Annotated in this window: 13 protein-coding genes; 3 read left to right on the top strand and 10 right to left on the bottom strand. The window is 67.0% G+C overall.

Annotated elements, in window-relative coordinates:
• Positions 1-184 precede the first annotated feature (184 nt).
• Together JLDANKMP_RS02515 and JLDANKMP_RS02510 are read left to right on the top strand one after the other, a co-directional pair.
• Entirely contained in the window at positions 185-2,407 is a 2,223-nt protein-coding gene (locus JLDANKMP_RS02515) for a methyl-accepting chemotaxis protein (RefSeq protein WP_212560655.1), read from the top strand.
• A gap of 166 nt (positions 2,408-2,573) precedes the next feature.
• The gene (locus JLDANKMP_RS02510) at positions 2,574-2,942 is read left to right on the top strand and encodes a glycine zipper 2TM domain-containing protein (protein WP_032965667.1); all 369 of its coding nucleotides are present in this window, start codon (positions 2,574-2,576) and stop codon (positions 2,940-2,942) included.
• 128 nt (positions 2,943-3,070) lie between these two features.
• On the opposite strand, the gene JLDANKMP_RS02505 is transcribed toward JLDANKMP_RS02510, so the two are convergent.
• The 5 genes from JLDANKMP_RS02505 to JLDANKMP_RS02485 form a co-directional block, all read right to left on the bottom strand.
• Positions 3,071-4,198 (bottom strand): ABC transporter permease, encoded by a 1,128-nt coding sequence (locus JLDANKMP_RS02505; protein WP_212560441.1) that lies wholly within the window; start codon positions 4,196-4,198, stop codon positions 3,071-3,073.
• Positions 4,195-5,382, bottom strand: a complete 1,188-nt coding sequence (locus JLDANKMP_RS02500) for an ABC transporter permease (protein WP_212560440.1) — start codon at positions 5,380-5,382, stop codon at positions 4,195-4,197. The genes JLDANKMP_RS02505 and JLDANKMP_RS02500 overlap by 4 nt, the downstream gene beginning before the upstream one ends.
• Positions 5,367-6,380 (bottom strand): efflux RND transporter periplasmic adaptor subunit, encoded by a 1,014-nt coding sequence (locus JLDANKMP_RS02495; protein WP_005412687.1) that lies wholly within the window; start codon positions 6,378-6,380, stop codon positions 5,367-5,369. Before JLDANKMP_RS02495 ends, JLDANKMP_RS02500 begins: the two co-directional genes overlap by 16 nt.
• Positions 6,373-7,773 (bottom strand): TolC family protein, encoded by a 1,401-nt coding sequence (locus tag JLDANKMP_RS02490; protein ID WP_212560654.1) that lies wholly within the window; start codon positions 7,771-7,773, stop codon positions 6,373-6,375. Before JLDANKMP_RS02490 ends, JLDANKMP_RS02495 begins: the two co-directional genes overlap by 8 nt.
• A gap of 78 nt (positions 7,774-7,851) precedes the next feature.
• Complete coding sequence (locus JLDANKMP_RS02485) at positions 7,852-8,748, bottom strand: LysR family transcriptional regulator ArgP (protein ID WP_212560439.1); 897 nt, start codon at positions 8,746-8,748, stop codon at positions 7,852-7,854.
• A 106-nt stretch (positions 8,749-8,854) separates the two neighbouring features.
• On the opposite strand from JLDANKMP_RS02485, the gene JLDANKMP_RS02480 reads away from it, so the two are divergent.
• Positions 8,855-9,469, top strand: coding sequence for a LysE/ArgO family amino acid transporter (locus JLDANKMP_RS02480; RefSeq protein WP_212560438.1), 615 nt, complete (start codon positions 8,855-8,857; stop codon positions 9,467-9,469).
• On the opposite strand, the gene map is transcribed toward JLDANKMP_RS02480, so the two are convergent.
• The 5 genes from map to JLDANKMP_RS02455 form a co-directional block, all read right to left on the bottom strand.
• Entirely contained in the window at positions 9,466-10,248 is a 783-nt protein-coding gene (gene map / locus JLDANKMP_RS02475; protein WP_212560653.1) for a type I methionyl aminopeptidase, read from the bottom strand. The two genes, JLDANKMP_RS02480 and map, sit on opposite strands and share 4 nt — an antisense overlap.
• A 10-nt stretch (positions 10,249-10,258) precedes the next feature.
• Positions 10,259-10,471 carry a ParD-like family protein gene (locus JLDANKMP_RS02470; RefSeq protein WP_005412680.1) on the bottom strand — a complete coding sequence of 71 codons (213 nt, stop codon included), beginning with the start codon at positions 10,469-10,471 and terminating at the stop codon, positions 10,259-10,261.
• Positions 10,472-10,538: 67 nt separating this feature from the next.
• Positions 10,539-10,898 (bottom strand): VOC family protein, encoded by a 360-nt coding sequence (locus JLDANKMP_RS02465; RefSeq protein WP_212560437.1) that lies wholly within the window; start codon positions 10,896-10,898, stop codon positions 10,539-10,541.
• A 269-nt stretch (positions 10,899-11,167) separates the two neighbouring features.
• Entirely contained in the window at positions 11,168-12,052 is an 885-nt protein-coding gene (locus JLDANKMP_RS02460; protein ID WP_212560436.1) for an arginase family protein, read from the bottom strand.
• Between the two features lie 3 nt (positions 12,053-12,055).
• Positions 12,056-13,120 carry a GNAT family N-acetyltransferase gene (locus JLDANKMP_RS02455; RefSeq protein ID WP_212560435.1) on the bottom strand — a complete coding sequence of 355 codons (1,065 nt, stop codon included), beginning with the start codon at positions 13,118-13,120 and terminating at the stop codon, positions 12,056-12,058.
• Between the last annotated feature and the right edge of the window lie 9 nt (positions 13,121-13,129).

Genomic DNA, 13,129 nt, shown 5'->3' with positions numbered 1-13,129 from the left:
TAATTTTCATCGGGCGCTGGCGTGTCAGTGGCATTCGGTAATGATGTGGCGCCATTATTGGTCGCTGCATTTTCTGACTGCCTGCACAGTTCCATATATTTGGATCGGTCCATATATAAAGTTCCGTAAAGTTTCCCTCCGCTGCGCCGCCATCGATCATACGGCCATGATCAAGGGAATTGAGATGCTCGCCTTACGCAACCTTCGAGTGGGATCCCGGCTGGGTGCCGGGTTCGGTTTGCTGCTGCTGTTCATCGTGGCCATCGTTGGCCTCGTGCTGTACGGAAACCACCTGAAGTCCGCCCAGTTCGAGAAAGTGGTGGACGTCAACATGGTGAAGATGCGGCTGTTGAACGACATGCTGGATACCAACAACGCGGTGTTGATGCATCGCCGGCTGATGGTGATCAAGCGCGGCGAGGATTTCGACAAGGATTATCAGAAGGCGCAGGAGCTGTCGCAGACCTACGACGGTATCTGGGCCAAGTACATCAAGATTCCGCGCGACGCCACTGGTGATGCCCTGGTGGCGAAAATCGACGCGGCACGCAAGGCCACCGACGCCTCCACCCAGCATCTGCACGAGCGCATGAAGGCCGGTGATTTCGACGGCGCGGCCAAGGAACTGCTCGCCGAGCACGGCTTGGCCACCGCATGGAATGAGGCGATCTCGACCCTGCTGCGGCATCAGGAGACACTGACCGAGCGCAGCCGCGAGGAATACCGTTCAACCGAATCCTGGACCGGCACGTTGTCGATCGTGTTCGGCGCGTTGAGCCTGCTACTGGGCTCGCTGGCCGCGTGGGCCATCACCCGCAGCCTGACCCGCCCGCTGGAAGGTGCGGTGAAGCTGGCCGACGGCATCGCCAACGGGCGGCTGGACAACAGCATCGACGCGTCCGGCAACGATGAGGTGACGCAGCTGCTCAGGTCGATGCAGCGCATGCAGGCGCAGTTGCAGTCGGTGATGGCGGCGCAGGGCGAGCTGGCCCGCCAGCACGACGCGGGCAGCCTCAGCTATCGCATGGACGAGAGTGCTTTTCCTGGCGACTACGGGCGCATGGTGCACGAGACCAATGCGCTGGTCGGCTCGCATGTGCAGGTGCAGAACCGGCTGATCGAAGTAATGAAGCATTACGCCCGCGGTGATCTGTCAGTGGACATGGATCCGTTGCCGGGCGAGAAGGCCGCAATCTCCCAGGCCATGGACGAAACCAAGACCAGCCTGTCGGCGATCAACGGTGAGATCCGCCGCCTGGCGACGGCCGCAGCCGCCGGCGACTTCAGCCTGCGCGGCGATGAAGATCGCTTCGCCTATGATTTCCGCGACATGGTGGCCGGGCTCAATCGCCTGATGCAGACCACCGACGAGAACCTGGTGCAGGTGTCGACCCTGCTGCAGGCGATCTCGCGCGGTGACCTCACTGTACGCATGCAGGGCGACTTCCACGGCGTGTTCGCCCGCATGCGTGATGACTGCAACGCCACCGTCGATCAGCTCAAGCAGATTGTCGGCCGTATCCAGTCCAGCGCGTCCAGCATCAACCTGGCGGCAGGCGAGATCGCTTCGGGCAACACCGATCTGTCGCGGCGCACCGAGCAGCAGGCGGCGAACCTGGAAGAGACGGCTGCGTCGATGGAGGAACTGACCTCCACCGTGAAACAGAACGCCGAGCACGCACGCCAGGCCAACCAGCTTGCCATCGGTGCGCATGGCGTCGCCTCACAGGGCGGCGAGGTGGTCGGCCAGGTGGTCACCACGATGTCGGCCATCGAAGCCTCGTCGAAGAAGATCGCCGAGATCATCAGCGTCATCGACGGCATCGCGTTCCAGACCAACATCCTGGCCTTGAACGCGGCGGTGGAAGCTGCTCGTGCCGGCGAGCAGGGCAGGGGCTTTGCGGTGGTGGCCAGTGAGGTGCGCACGCTGGCGCAGCGCTCGGCCGGTGCGGCCAAGGAGATCAAGGGCCTGATCGAGGATTCGGTCGGCAAGGTCGCCGATGGATCGGCGCTGGTTCGTCAGGCCGGCACCACGATGGGCGAGATCGTGGCCTCGGTGCAGCGCGTGACCGACATCATGGCCGATATCTCTGCCGCCTCGCAGGAGCAGAGCTCGGGTATCGAACAGGTGAACCAGGCGGTGGTGCAGATGGACGAGACCACGCAGCAGAATGCGGCGCTGGTGGAAGAAGCCAGCGCGGCGGCACGCTCCATGGAGGAGCAGGCCAACCTGCTGGCCGAAGCGGTGTCGGTGTTCCGCACCGGTGCAGCCGCGGCAGCCGTATCGGTCCCGCGCGCGCTTGCGGCGGTAGCGGCCTCGGTCACGCCGGTGAGACGCCCGGCGGTGCTGTCACCGCGCATCGAGCCGACGTTGGCTGCCAATGCGGGTGGCTGGGAAGAGTTCTAGCAAGGCAGCACGCCGGTAGGGAGACGGCGCCCATCACGATGGCTGATCGTGATGGGCGCGGATTCTCTTCCTGAACGCGCGATGGCCGATGAGGCGGCGGACACGCGCATTTCACTTCCGGTTGCCAACCGCAGGAGGACACTTGCGCCATACCGGAACTCAGGAGATGGCCATGAAGACCTCGACCCGATTGCTTGTGCTGGGCACGCTGCTGGCGGCTTCGTCGGTGGCCGGTGCGCAGACGTATGGGCCGCGCGATGAGGGACGCAAGTTCAATGACGGCAGTCGCGTGGTCTGCAAGAACGTGGAAGTGCAGCGCAACTCGCGCGATCCGAACCGCATCACGGGTACCGCCACCGGCGCAGTGATCGGCGGCCTGCTGGGCAACCAGGTGGGCGGCGGTAACGGCAAGAAGCTTGCAACGGTGGCCGGCGCTGTGGCCGGTGGTGCGGCCGGCCGCCAGATCCAAGGCAACCAGCAGCAGAAGAACGGTGACCGCGTGGTTGAACGTCGCTGCGAACGCGTCTACCGGTGATCGGTCACAGCCAGACCTCGTTTCCCCTTCCACACCGCAGTACCCGAACGCCGGCCCCACGCCGGCGTTCTTCGTTGCAGGAAAAAGGGGACGGAGGGAATTAAGTCGCAATCCCCCAAGCCGGCCGTTTACGACTTAATCCCCTCCGTCCCCTTTTTTGCGAGGAGGCGCCAGGTGGCGAGGCTGCCGTAGAGCAGCAGCAGGACGGTGAGGGTGATCAGTTCGTGGCTGACGTCGGCCAGGCTGGCGTCCATCTGGTTCAGGCGCACCATCAGGTTGATGCCGGAGGTGGTAGGCAGCAGCTGCGCCAGCCAGACCAGCGGTTGCGGCGTCATCACTGCCGGCCACGACAGGTTGGCCAGGAAAAACAGCGGGATCGAGGTGGCGATGATGTACTGGAAGGCGCGTTCGCGGGTGCGGAAGAAGCTGCCGACGAACAGGCCGAAAACCACGGTAGCGGCGATGAACAAGGTGCCGCCCAGCAGCTGCCCCAGCGGATTGCCGCCGCGCGGGTAGTCCTGTACCCAGGCGGTGAAGCCGGCGTAATAGAACAGGCCGAACAGGCCGATCAGGCCGAAGCCCATCGCCATGCCGGCCAGGGTCGGGAGGTCGAAGCGCAGGCGCCGGCCGAGTGCAAGACGACGACCACCGAGCAGCACGCCGATGCCCATCAGCAGGGTCTGGTGCACGATCAGCTCGGCCACGCCGGGCACGATGGCGCTGCCATAGCCTTCCTGGGTGTTGTACAGCGGGCGCTGCACCAGGGTGACCGGCGGCGCCTGTGGCGCGCCCATGAAGGCGGCCTGGCCGACCACGGCGTCACGCCCGAACGCGCCCAGTGCATCGGCCACGCTGCCCAGCACCCAGCTGGCACGGCCCAGGTAGGCGCCGTTGCCGAGCAGCACCAGTTTGGCCGGGTGGCCGCGCAGGATGTCGCGCTCCAGGTTGGCCGGGATCAGCACGATGCCTTCGGCATGGCCGGCTTCCAGCTGCTGACGCGCACTGTCGATGTCCGCCGGTTGCCCGACCACGCGTGCAACGCGGAGCGCATCGAGCTTGCGCAGCAGCTCGCGGCTGGTCGCGCTGTGGTCTTCGTCCACCACCAGCACCGGCAGGTTGCCGGCCACCTGGTGACGGTACGCGGCCGGGTAGAAGAACGAATACAGGATCACCGCGCCGACCATCACCACGATCGCGTAGCGGTCGCACAGCACCGCCATCAGGGTCTGCCGCAGGCTGCGCCACAGTGCGCTCATGCGTCGGCTCCCTCAGGCTGCGCGGCTTCCGGCGTACGCGCGAAGGCGATCAGGCGCAGGCCGCCAATGCCTCCTGCCACCACCGCCATCAGCAGCAATGTGGCCAACGGCCACACCGAAACCTGCAGCGGCGAACCGATGAACTGCTGCTGGGTCTGCAGTTTGATGTAGGCGCTGAGTGGCAGCAGCTGATGCCAGATGCGGGTGAACAGGGGGCCATCCAGCACCGGGAAGGTAGCGCTGGAGAACGCCAGTGCGGTGCCGATGCTGAGGCCGACCGCGGACAGCGCGGTACCCATATCGCGGGTGACGCCGACGAAGAACAACGCGTAGGCGGCCGTGGCCAGGTAGAACAGTGGCTGTGCGAGCAGCAGCAGGAGCACGCTGCCGGCCACACCATCGCCGCGCAGCCAGGCCAGGTAACCGATGCCGAGCGCGCCATACAGCGAAAACAGCAGGATGTACGGCGCGACCTTGCCGGCAATCGCCGACCACGGCGTTCGACCCAGCCAGGCGGGCAGGGTGCCGTCGCGGATCTCGCGGCCGAGGCTGCCGGCGACCGCAAGTGCCAGTACCAGCGACAGCACGGCAGGGAAGATCAGCGGCAGCAGGAACAACTCGTAGCTGCGCGCAGGGTTGTACAGGATGTCCGACTGCACCGCGATCGGTGCCGCACGCAGCTTGCCGGGGCCGACCTGCAGGCCGATGCGTTCGCGCAGCAGGCGTGCGTTCCAGGCCGAGACTGCGTCGGCGATATCGCGCGACGCAGATTGGCCGGTGGTCATGTAGGTGGCGTTGTAATAGGCGAACACCGTGCCCTGGCGTCCACGCAGCGCCTGCCGGGTGACATCGCGCGGCACCAGTACGATGGCAAACACGTCCAGCCTGCGCAGCTGCGAACGCGCGTCCTCCAGGTCCGCCGGCTGGCTGGCGATGCGTACGCCGGGACTGGCATCGAGCATGCGCAGCAGCAGGCGGCTGTCACTGCTGTGGTCGAGGTCGACCACGGCAATGGGGATGTCGCGCATCACCGACGGCGAGAACATCCACGCCATCACCGCCAGCATCAGCAGGGGCAGCACGGTGACCAGCAGCAGGTCGGCACGGTTGCCGCGCAGCGACTGCAGCTCGCGCCGCCACGAAGCAGCGAAGCCGTTGCGGTCCGGGCTCAGTGCTGGGGCCATGCGAACAGCACGCTCATGCCGGGGCGGAAGCCCTCGATGCGGCGTACCGGGCGCACCCGCACCTCGAAACTGCGGACGTCGTAGCCGGACGACTGGCGGGTGGTACGCCAGGTCGCATAGTCGCCGGCAGGGTTGATGAAGTAGACCTCGAACTCGCCGTCCAGGCCGAGTGCCGGCACGTTGCCCTGCAGCTTGCTGCCGACCTTCAGGCCCTGCATCTGTGATTCGCGCAGGTTCATCGCCACCCACATGCGATCGATGTCGACCAGGGTGAATACCGGGTAGCCGGCCGGCACCAGCTCGCCCGGGTCGGCCATACGCTTGTTGATCTCGCCCGCCACCGGCGCGCGTCCTTCGACTTCGGCACGGGCGGCGTTGACTTCGGCCACCGCGCCCTGCGCCTGCTGCACCTGGCCCTGCGCGGCACGCTTGTCCTGCTCGCGTGCGCCGGCCAACGCCATGTCGTACTGCGCGCGCGCGGCACGGGCCAGTTCGCGCGAACTGGTGGCCTGGGCATGCGCTTCATCGCGCTTCTGCCGGGTCATCACCCCTTCGTTGAACAGGTTCTGCACGCGCTGGTAGGTGGCTTCGGCCAGCGTTGCACCGGCTTCGGCGCGCTTCCAGTTCGCTTCGGCGGCGCGGATGTCTTCGCTGCGCGCGCCTTCGTCGGCCTTGTCGGCCACCGCCTGTGCGGCGGCCAACGCGCCGTGGGCCTGCTGTTCCTTGGCGGCCACTTCGGGGCTGTCGAGCAGGAACAGCACCTGCCCGGGCTGCACGCGGTCGCCCTCGCGCGCCTTCAACTCCGCCACGCGCGCGGTGATCTTGGCGGCCACGTTGATGGTGTCCGCGTCGGCCATGCCCTGGATCTGGTCGGCCGGGCTGCGCCAGGCCAGCCACAGGCCGAGCACCACCGCGACCAGCAGCACCACTACCAGGATCGGGCCCAGGCGGCGCTTGGCCGGGGGTGTTGTCGCATCGTCGTGCAGCACATCACTCATGGTCGATCACCTCGTCCGCACGGCGCCGGAATTCTTCAAAACGGTCCATCTGTCCACTGACCTCCAGCAACTGTGCCAGCGCAATATCGTATTGGTAGGCGGCCTGTGCGCGCTCTACACGGGCACCGCCCAGGCCGAGCCGCGCGTCGATCACATCCAGCGAGGTGGCCTGGCCCTCGCGGAACGCCAGCTCCTGCAGGCGCAGGTTTTCCTGTGCCTGGGCAATGCTGCTGTCGAGCAGCACGTACTGCTGGCGAGCGGTTTCCAGTTCGTTCCAGGCCTTGCGCACGCCCAGCGCGACCTGGTTCTCGGCCTCGCGCAGGCCCGCTTCGGCCTGGTCCTGCTGCGCACGCGCGGCGCTGATCTGCGCCGGCCGCGAGTTCGGCGACAGGAAGGTGTACTTCAGGCCGACGCCAAACGCCCAGTCCGGATCGGTCAGCATTTCGTCTCGGCGGCGGAAGTCGTACTGGCCGAAGGCAAAGATCTGCGGTTTCAGCTTGGCCTGCTGCACGCGCACGCCCTGTTCGGCCTGCGCCACCATGGCCCGCAGGCGTGCGATCTGCGGCTGGCGCGCCTGCGCAGTACGCTCGAAGCTGGCCACCGGTTCCAGCGGCACGCGCTGCACGAACAGCGGCGAAACCGGCTGCACCTCGCCACCACTGCGCAGCAGCGTGGCCAGCGCGGCCTTCAGCGTGGCCAGGTCATTCACCGTCTTCTGGTATTCGCGCTCGGCCTTGTCGCGGGCCACGGTGGCCTGCAGGCGCTGGGCGCGGGTGGCGAAACCCTCGCGTTCCAGCTTCTCTGCATCGGACAGGTGGCGGTTGAGGCCATCGCGCACGTCACGGCGCACGTCCACCGCCTGCTCGGCCAGGCGCTGCCCGAAGTAGGCCTGGGCCAGCTGCACGGTCAGCGATTGACGTTGTGCTTCGCGCTCGGCGCTGGCCTGTTCGTGGGCGGCACTGGCCGCACGCTGCGCGGCCGGAATCACGCCGCCGGTGTACAGCGGCAGCACCGCAGTGACCACTGGACGGGTGCGCCAGTCGCGCTCGGTGAACGACAGCGGCGAATCGATGCCGAAGGCTTCAGCCACCGGCGCCAGTGAGCCCAGCGGCAGAGTGAGCGTCTTCTGGAACTGCAGGCGGCGCACTTCGCCGGTGATCTCCGGCAGGCGCAGCAGCCGGGTGGCGTCCTGCAGGTCCTGCTTGTTGCGAACGGCTGCATCGGCAGCGGCCAGCGCATCGGAGACCTGCTCCAGGCGTTGCCGCGCCTGTTCCCAGTCCAGTGCGGGTGCATCGGCACTGCTCTGCGCTGCCGCCGCAAGCGGCAGCCAGGCTGCCAGGGCCAACGCGACTTTCGCGCGGTGCATCCTTGTACGTCGGCCGATCACGCCCATGCCGTCCCAGTGGTAAAGAAGTGCGCAAACGGTAGTGCGCATGGTGTGAAGCCCGGGTCTGCGGTCATCGGTCTTTCCTCAACGAAGGGTGCCGCTGGCCGCAGTACGCAGCGCCTGGGTGATGTGCTGCAGCGTGCTTGAGCGCACCGCGGCATGCTGCCAGTACAACGGCACATCGAGCCAGCGGCGGGGTTCCAGTACCACCACGCGGCCGGCGCGCACAGCGGGCGCGGCCAGGGTTTCCGGGGCCAGGCCCCAGCCGAGTCCGCACGCGGCGGCTTCGACGAAACCGGTGGAGGAGGGCAGGTAGTGTAGCGGCGGCTGCAGCCTCGCGCGGGTCAGGCGACGCACGAAGCGCCACTGCAGTTCATCTTTGCGGTTGAACACCAGCATCGGCGCGCGTGCCAGTGCTGTGGCGTCCATGCCATCGCTGAAGTACTGGCGGGCGAAGCCGGGCGAAGCAATCGCTTGGTAGCGCATGGCGCCGAGCGGATGCACGTTGCAGCCCTTCACCGGCTGGCTTTCGGCGGTGACCGCACCCAGCACGCTGCCGTCGCGCAGCAACCGCAGGGTGTGGTCCTGGTCGTCCATGCGCAGGTCGAACAGGTAGCCATGGCGCTGGTGCAGGTCGGCGATGGCCGGCACGAACCACGTATCGAGCGAATCATCATTGACCGCCAGTGGGATCGGGGTGCGCGCAGCGTCGCTGCTGCCACGCTCGGGTAGCAGCTCGGCCAATGCCTCGGCCTCCAGCGCCTGCATCGGTCGCACCCGGCGCAGCAGCGCCTCACCGGCGGCGATGGGGCGGCACGGCGCCTGGCGCACCACCAGCACCTGCCCGAGCCGGTCTTCCAGAGCCTTGATCCGCTGCGACAGTGCTGATGGGCTGATCGACAGGCGGCGTGCCGCAGCCTCGAAGCTGCCTTCCTCCAGCACCGCGGCAAACGCGGCCAGTTGCGGGTGTACCAGGTCCATGCCGGTGCCTCTTCAGTTTTCCTGCACAGGATAAAGAAAAATCAGTTTGTCTAAACAAGGCTGTTGGCCGCACCCTGCGCGTCCCCTCGCTGCCTGGCCTGTCCCGATGTGGATTGCCGCTACCGTCGCCGGCCTCTTCGCGGGCGCCGGCCTGATCATCGCCATCGGCGCACAGAATGCCTTCGTGCTGCGCCAGGGCCTGCAGCAGCGCCATGTGGGGAGGGTAGTGCTGGCCTGCGCAGGTGCGGACATCGCGCTGATCCTTGCCGGCGTTGGCGGCATGGGCGCGCTGGTGCTGCAGTGGCCGTTGCTGCTGCAGGTGCTGCGCATCGGTGGTGCGGTCTTCCTGCTCTGGTATGGCCTGCAGGCCGGGATGCGTGCGTGGCGCGGTGGCAGTGCACTGGCGGCGGGGGACGTGGACGGTGGCGATCGACGGCAGGTGCTGCTGACCTGTCTGGCCTTCACTCTGCTCAATCCGCACGTTTACCTGGATACGGTGGTGCTGCTGGGCAGCCTGTCCACGCGCTACGCGGGCGATCTGCGCTGGGCGTTTGCCGCCGGCGCCTGCGCAGCCAGCGTGATCTGGTTCTGTGCACTGGGCTATGGCGCGCGGCTGCTGCAGCCGGTGTTCCGCAGGCCGTCTGCGTGGCGGGTGCTGGATGCAGGCGTGGCGATGTTCATGCTCTGCCTTGCCATGCTGTTGCTGTTGCGCCCGCTCTAGGCGGCATCCACCGCGCACAACGGTGTTTCGCCCGGGCGCAGGGTCAGCACGCGCACGCCGCTGCCGGTGACCGCCACGGTGTGCTCGAACTGCGCCGACAGCTTGCCATCGCGGGTGTAGACCGGCCATTCGTCCGGCTGCTGGCGGATGGCCGGCTTGCCCTGGTTGAGCATCGGCTCGATGGTGAACACCATGCCTTCTTCCAGCACCATGCCGGTGTTGGGATGGCCGTAGTGCAGGATCTGCGGTTCCTCGTGCATCTCCTGGCCGATGCCGTGGCCGCAGTACTCCTTCACCACGCTGTAGCCGTGGCTGCGCGCGTGGCGGGCGATGGCGTGGCCGATGTCACCAAGGCGCGCGCCGGGGCGGACCGCAGCGATGCCTTTCCACATCGCCTGGTAGGTGGCCTGCACCAGCCTGCGCGCGGCGTAGTCGACCTCACCGACCAGGTAGGTAGTGCTGGAGTCGGCGATGTAGCCGTTCTTTTCCAGGGTGATATCGAGGTTGACGATCTGGCCGTTGCGCAGCACGTCGGTGGTGCTGGGAACGCCGTGGCAGATCACGTTGTCGATCGAGGTGTTGAGCACATACGGGAAGCCGTACTGGCCCTTGCTGGCCGGCCGCGCCTGCAGCTCATCGACGATCATGCGTTCGACGAAATCGTTGATCTCCATCGTGCTGCGGCCCTGCAGCGGCAGCCGGTCGAGCGCGGCGAACACCTGCGCAAGCAGGCGGCCGGATTCGGCCATCAACGCGATTTCGTCGGGACGCTTGATGATGCCCATCGGCTCAGACCTGGCCCGGGGGCAGCAGGGGCGGCTGCACACCGGCCGCGCGCAGCTCGCTGGCGACGATGTCCTGGAAGCTCAGCGTGGGGTTCAGCTCGCAGAGCATGCCGACCCGGATCCAGAAGTTGGCCTGGGCGTTGATCGAGCGGCTGGAGACGGTGCAGGCACGGCGCAGTTGGTCGTGCAGGGTGTCATCGATGTTGACGATGCCCATGGATGGCCTCGAAGTGTGAATATACGAATCGTATATGTTTCGTATATCCATCTCAAGCCGACGTCATTCAGTCCGTGTGGGTGGCGAAGCGCAGCCGGTTGCCATCCGGGTCGCGCAGCAGCATTTCCCGGCTGCCCCATTCGGTGTCATGCGGAGGCTGCTCGATTGGGACGTTGGCGGCACCGAAGGCGCGGTGCAGGTTGTCGACGTCGTCGACGATGAAGTACACCGCGCCGCCGACCTCGCAGTCGCCGCTGTGTTCGGTGAGGAAGATCGTCTGGCCGTCGCGGGTGAGCTGGGCGAACAGCGGGAAGCCGGGTTCGAAGCGGTGTTCCCAGTCGACCACGAAACCCAGCCCCTGCACGTAGAACGGCAGGGTGGTATCGGCGTGGCGCATGCGCAGCTGCGGGATGACGGTCTGGGGCATGGCGAGGGCTCCGGGACGGGTGCCCAGTGTAGTGCCGGCCGCTGGCCGGCATTGGTCTGGTAGATGCCAACCTCGGTTGGCATTGCCGGCCAGCGGCCGGCACTACCGAAGCCACGCCGGCCAGCGGCCGGCACTACCGAAGCCACGCCGGCCAGCGGCCGGCACTACCGAAGCCACGCCGGCCAGCGGCCGGCACTACCGAAGCCACGCCGGCCAGCGGCCGGCACTACCGAAGCCACGCCGGCCCGCGGCCGGCATTACCGACGCGGTCAGCAGGCCGTCGGTACGGCGGCCATCGCCGCCAGCAGTTCGCGATTCACCTGCTGGTGACGCGCCTGCCAGGCAGGAAGATCTTCGGCGCTGATGTCCGGTTGGCCATCCAGCGACGACAACCAGCGCTTGAAGCGGCTCTGGTAATTGGCCAGCGACACTTCCCCGGTGATGTCACTGCCGACCAGGCCGCCGGCACGCAGCGCTTCGATCACCACCAGCGCGTCTTCCAGCTGGAAACGGCCCTGGTCCCAGTTGCTGCGGGCGACGTCCTCGGCAAACACATCCTTGTCGATCGACAGGTAGGTGGGTTGTGGCGACTTGGCCTGTTCGGCAGCGAACGCAGCCACCAGCGCTTCGGGGTGCTCGAAGCGGCGGAACGCGTGGCCCATGCCGAGGCGATGGCCCCAGCCGACATCCACGTCCATGCACCAGTACGTCAGGCGGCCGCCCAGCAGCGGGCGCCAGTGGTTCTCCCAGGCATGGCCGAGGCCGATGTCGCTGGAGGTGATGCCGAGCACATGAATGTGCGAGATCTGCGGCAGCTTGCTGGCGGCATTCACCCATGAACCGCAATGCATGCCGAACGGAAAACGCATGTTGTCCGGATGGTTGTCCAGCACCACCAGCTGGAACGGCGCCTGTGCACGCATGCGGCGCAGCAGCGGCAGGCTGAGATGGTGGAAGTCACCACTGCCGAGCATGACCGTGCCGGGTTGCGCGGGCAGCGACGTGAGCACTTCGGCGCCGAAGCGATCCAGGGTGCTGTTGCTGCAGGCGAAGCGCAGCGGGTCGTGCCACTGCGGCAGCGCCAGGGTCTGTGCCTGGGGCAGTGGCAGCACACCACCGTCCAGGTCGAGGATCAGCGGGGAACGCAACGGCATCGCTCAGCCGCCTCCATCAGGTTCGCCCTGCAGGTACGGGGCCAGGCGGCGCAGGGCGGCACGCAGCAGCGGGGAGCGTGCGTGGATCGCGTGCCGGGTGGAGGTGAAGCGGGCGCCCAGCTCGGCTTTGATCCGCGAGTCAGTCCAGCCGGCCACATAGTGGCTCAGGCCGTGCTGCAGCGCGTACTCAAGGTTGTGCATCCAGCTGACCGCGTACAGGTTGTGCTCGCGCGACTGCGGATAGGCCAGCCCGATGTACTTGTCCACCAGCTTTCCGGCGTGGATGTAGCACAGGTTCCAGCCGATCAGCTGGCCCTGGTGGCGATACAGGAACATCCGTCCCTGGCCCTGGCTGTCGGCCAGCAGGTACTGGAAGTAGGGCAGGCCGAGCTGGTCGAAATGCACCGCGCTCTGCGCGAACACGCCCAGGTACAGCGCATGCAGTTCGGCCTGCAGCTGCGGGTCGGCCAGGGCCGGATCACCGGTGGCGATGCAGTCGATCTGCAGGTCATCACGCGAACGGAGCTTGCGCCGGATGTTCTTGCGGCGCGAGGACGACAGGCGGCCGAGGTAGCCATCGAGCGAATCGAAATCGATCGCCACCCAGGCAAGCGGCATGCCTTCCAGTTCAACGAAGCCGCGCGCCAGCAAGGCCTGCAGGAACGCCGCGCTGTGCGCGTTGGCCGCGTCGTCCAGCAGCGGTGAATCGATGGCCAGGTCCTTGACCACCAGCAGGCGCGTATCGCCGATCGCGTGACGCGTCACGTCCTCGGCCAACGCCTCCGGCGCCACGTGCGCCGGCAGCGGGGTGTACTCGGTGCTGGTGGCACCGATGAAACGGGTCTTCCAGGTGATCCATGGCCGCCACAGGCGCGACAGCGGCAGGCCGACCAACTTGCCGCGCAGCCCGTCATCCATCGTCGTGGTCAGGTCCAGCGGCGCACGGAAGGTCGGTAGGCCGCTGGGAAGGCGGCCTGCCTCGAATCCGAGCGGCGGGTGGGCCAGGAAGCCCTCCAGCAGCGCGGCCGGTTCCAGCGCGGTGCTGGATGCACGTGACGTCATGTCCATCGGCACGGG

Origin of the sequence: Stenotrophomonas sp. PE591, from assembly GCF_018320795.1 — a bacterium.
In the GTDB taxonomy this organism is placed as follows: domain Bacteria; phylum Pseudomonadota; class Gammaproteobacteria; order Xanthomonadales; family Xanthomonadaceae; genus Stenotrophomonas; species Stenotrophomonas maltophilia.
The sequence above is the reverse complement of the archived record's forward strand: the minus strand, read 5'-3'. Positions and strand labels throughout refer to the sequence as shown.

Excerpts from the sequence above, each read along its gene's own strand:
- JLDANKMP_RS02515 (WP_212560655.1), top strand. The coding sequence starts at position 185 with ATGCTCGCCTTACGCAACCTTCGAGTGGGATCCCGGCTGGGTGCCGGG.
- JLDANKMP_RS02510 (WP_032965667.1), top strand. The coding sequence starts at position 2,574 with ATGGCCATGAAGACCTCGACCCGATTGCTTGTGCTGGGCACGCTGCTG.
- JLDANKMP_RS02505 (WP_212560441.1), bottom strand. The coding sequence starts at position 4,198 with ATGAGCGCACTGTGGCGCAGCCTGCGGCAGACCCTGATGGCGGTGCTG.
- JLDANKMP_RS02500 (WP_212560440.1), bottom strand. The coding sequence starts at position 5,382 with ATGGCCCCAGCACTGAGCCCGGACCGCAACGGCTTCGCTGCTTCGTGG.
- JLDANKMP_RS02495 (WP_005412687.1), bottom strand. The coding sequence starts at position 6,380 with ATGAGTGATGTGCTGCACGACGATGCGACAACACCCCCGGCCAAGCGC.
- JLDANKMP_RS02490 (WP_212560654.1), bottom strand. The coding sequence starts at position 7,773 with ATGGGCGTGATCGGCCGACGTACAAGGATGCACCGCGCGAAAGTCGCG.
- JLDANKMP_RS02485 (WP_212560439.1), bottom strand. The coding sequence starts at position 8,748 with ATGGACCTGGTACACCCGCAACTGGCCGCGTTTGCCGCGGTGCTGGAG.
- JLDANKMP_RS02480 (WP_212560438.1), top strand. The coding sequence starts at position 8,855 with ATGTGGATTGCCGCTACCGTCGCCGGCCTCTTCGCGGGCGCCGGCCTG.
- JLDANKMP_RS02470 (WP_005412680.1), bottom strand. The coding sequence starts at position 10,471 with ATGGGCATCGTCAACATCGATGACACCCTGCACGACCAACTGCGCCGT.
- JLDANKMP_RS02465 (WP_212560437.1), bottom strand. The coding sequence starts at position 10,898 with ATGCCCCAGACCGTCATCCCGCAGCTGCGCATGCGCCACGCCGATACC.
- JLDANKMP_RS02460 (WP_212560436.1), bottom strand. The coding sequence starts at position 12,052 with ATGCCGTTGCGTTCCCCGCTGATCCTCGACCTGGACGGTGGTGTGCTG.
- JLDANKMP_RS02455 (WP_212560435.1), bottom strand. The coding sequence starts at position 13,120 with ATGGACATGACGTCACGTGCATCCAGCACCGCGCTGGAACCGGCCGCG.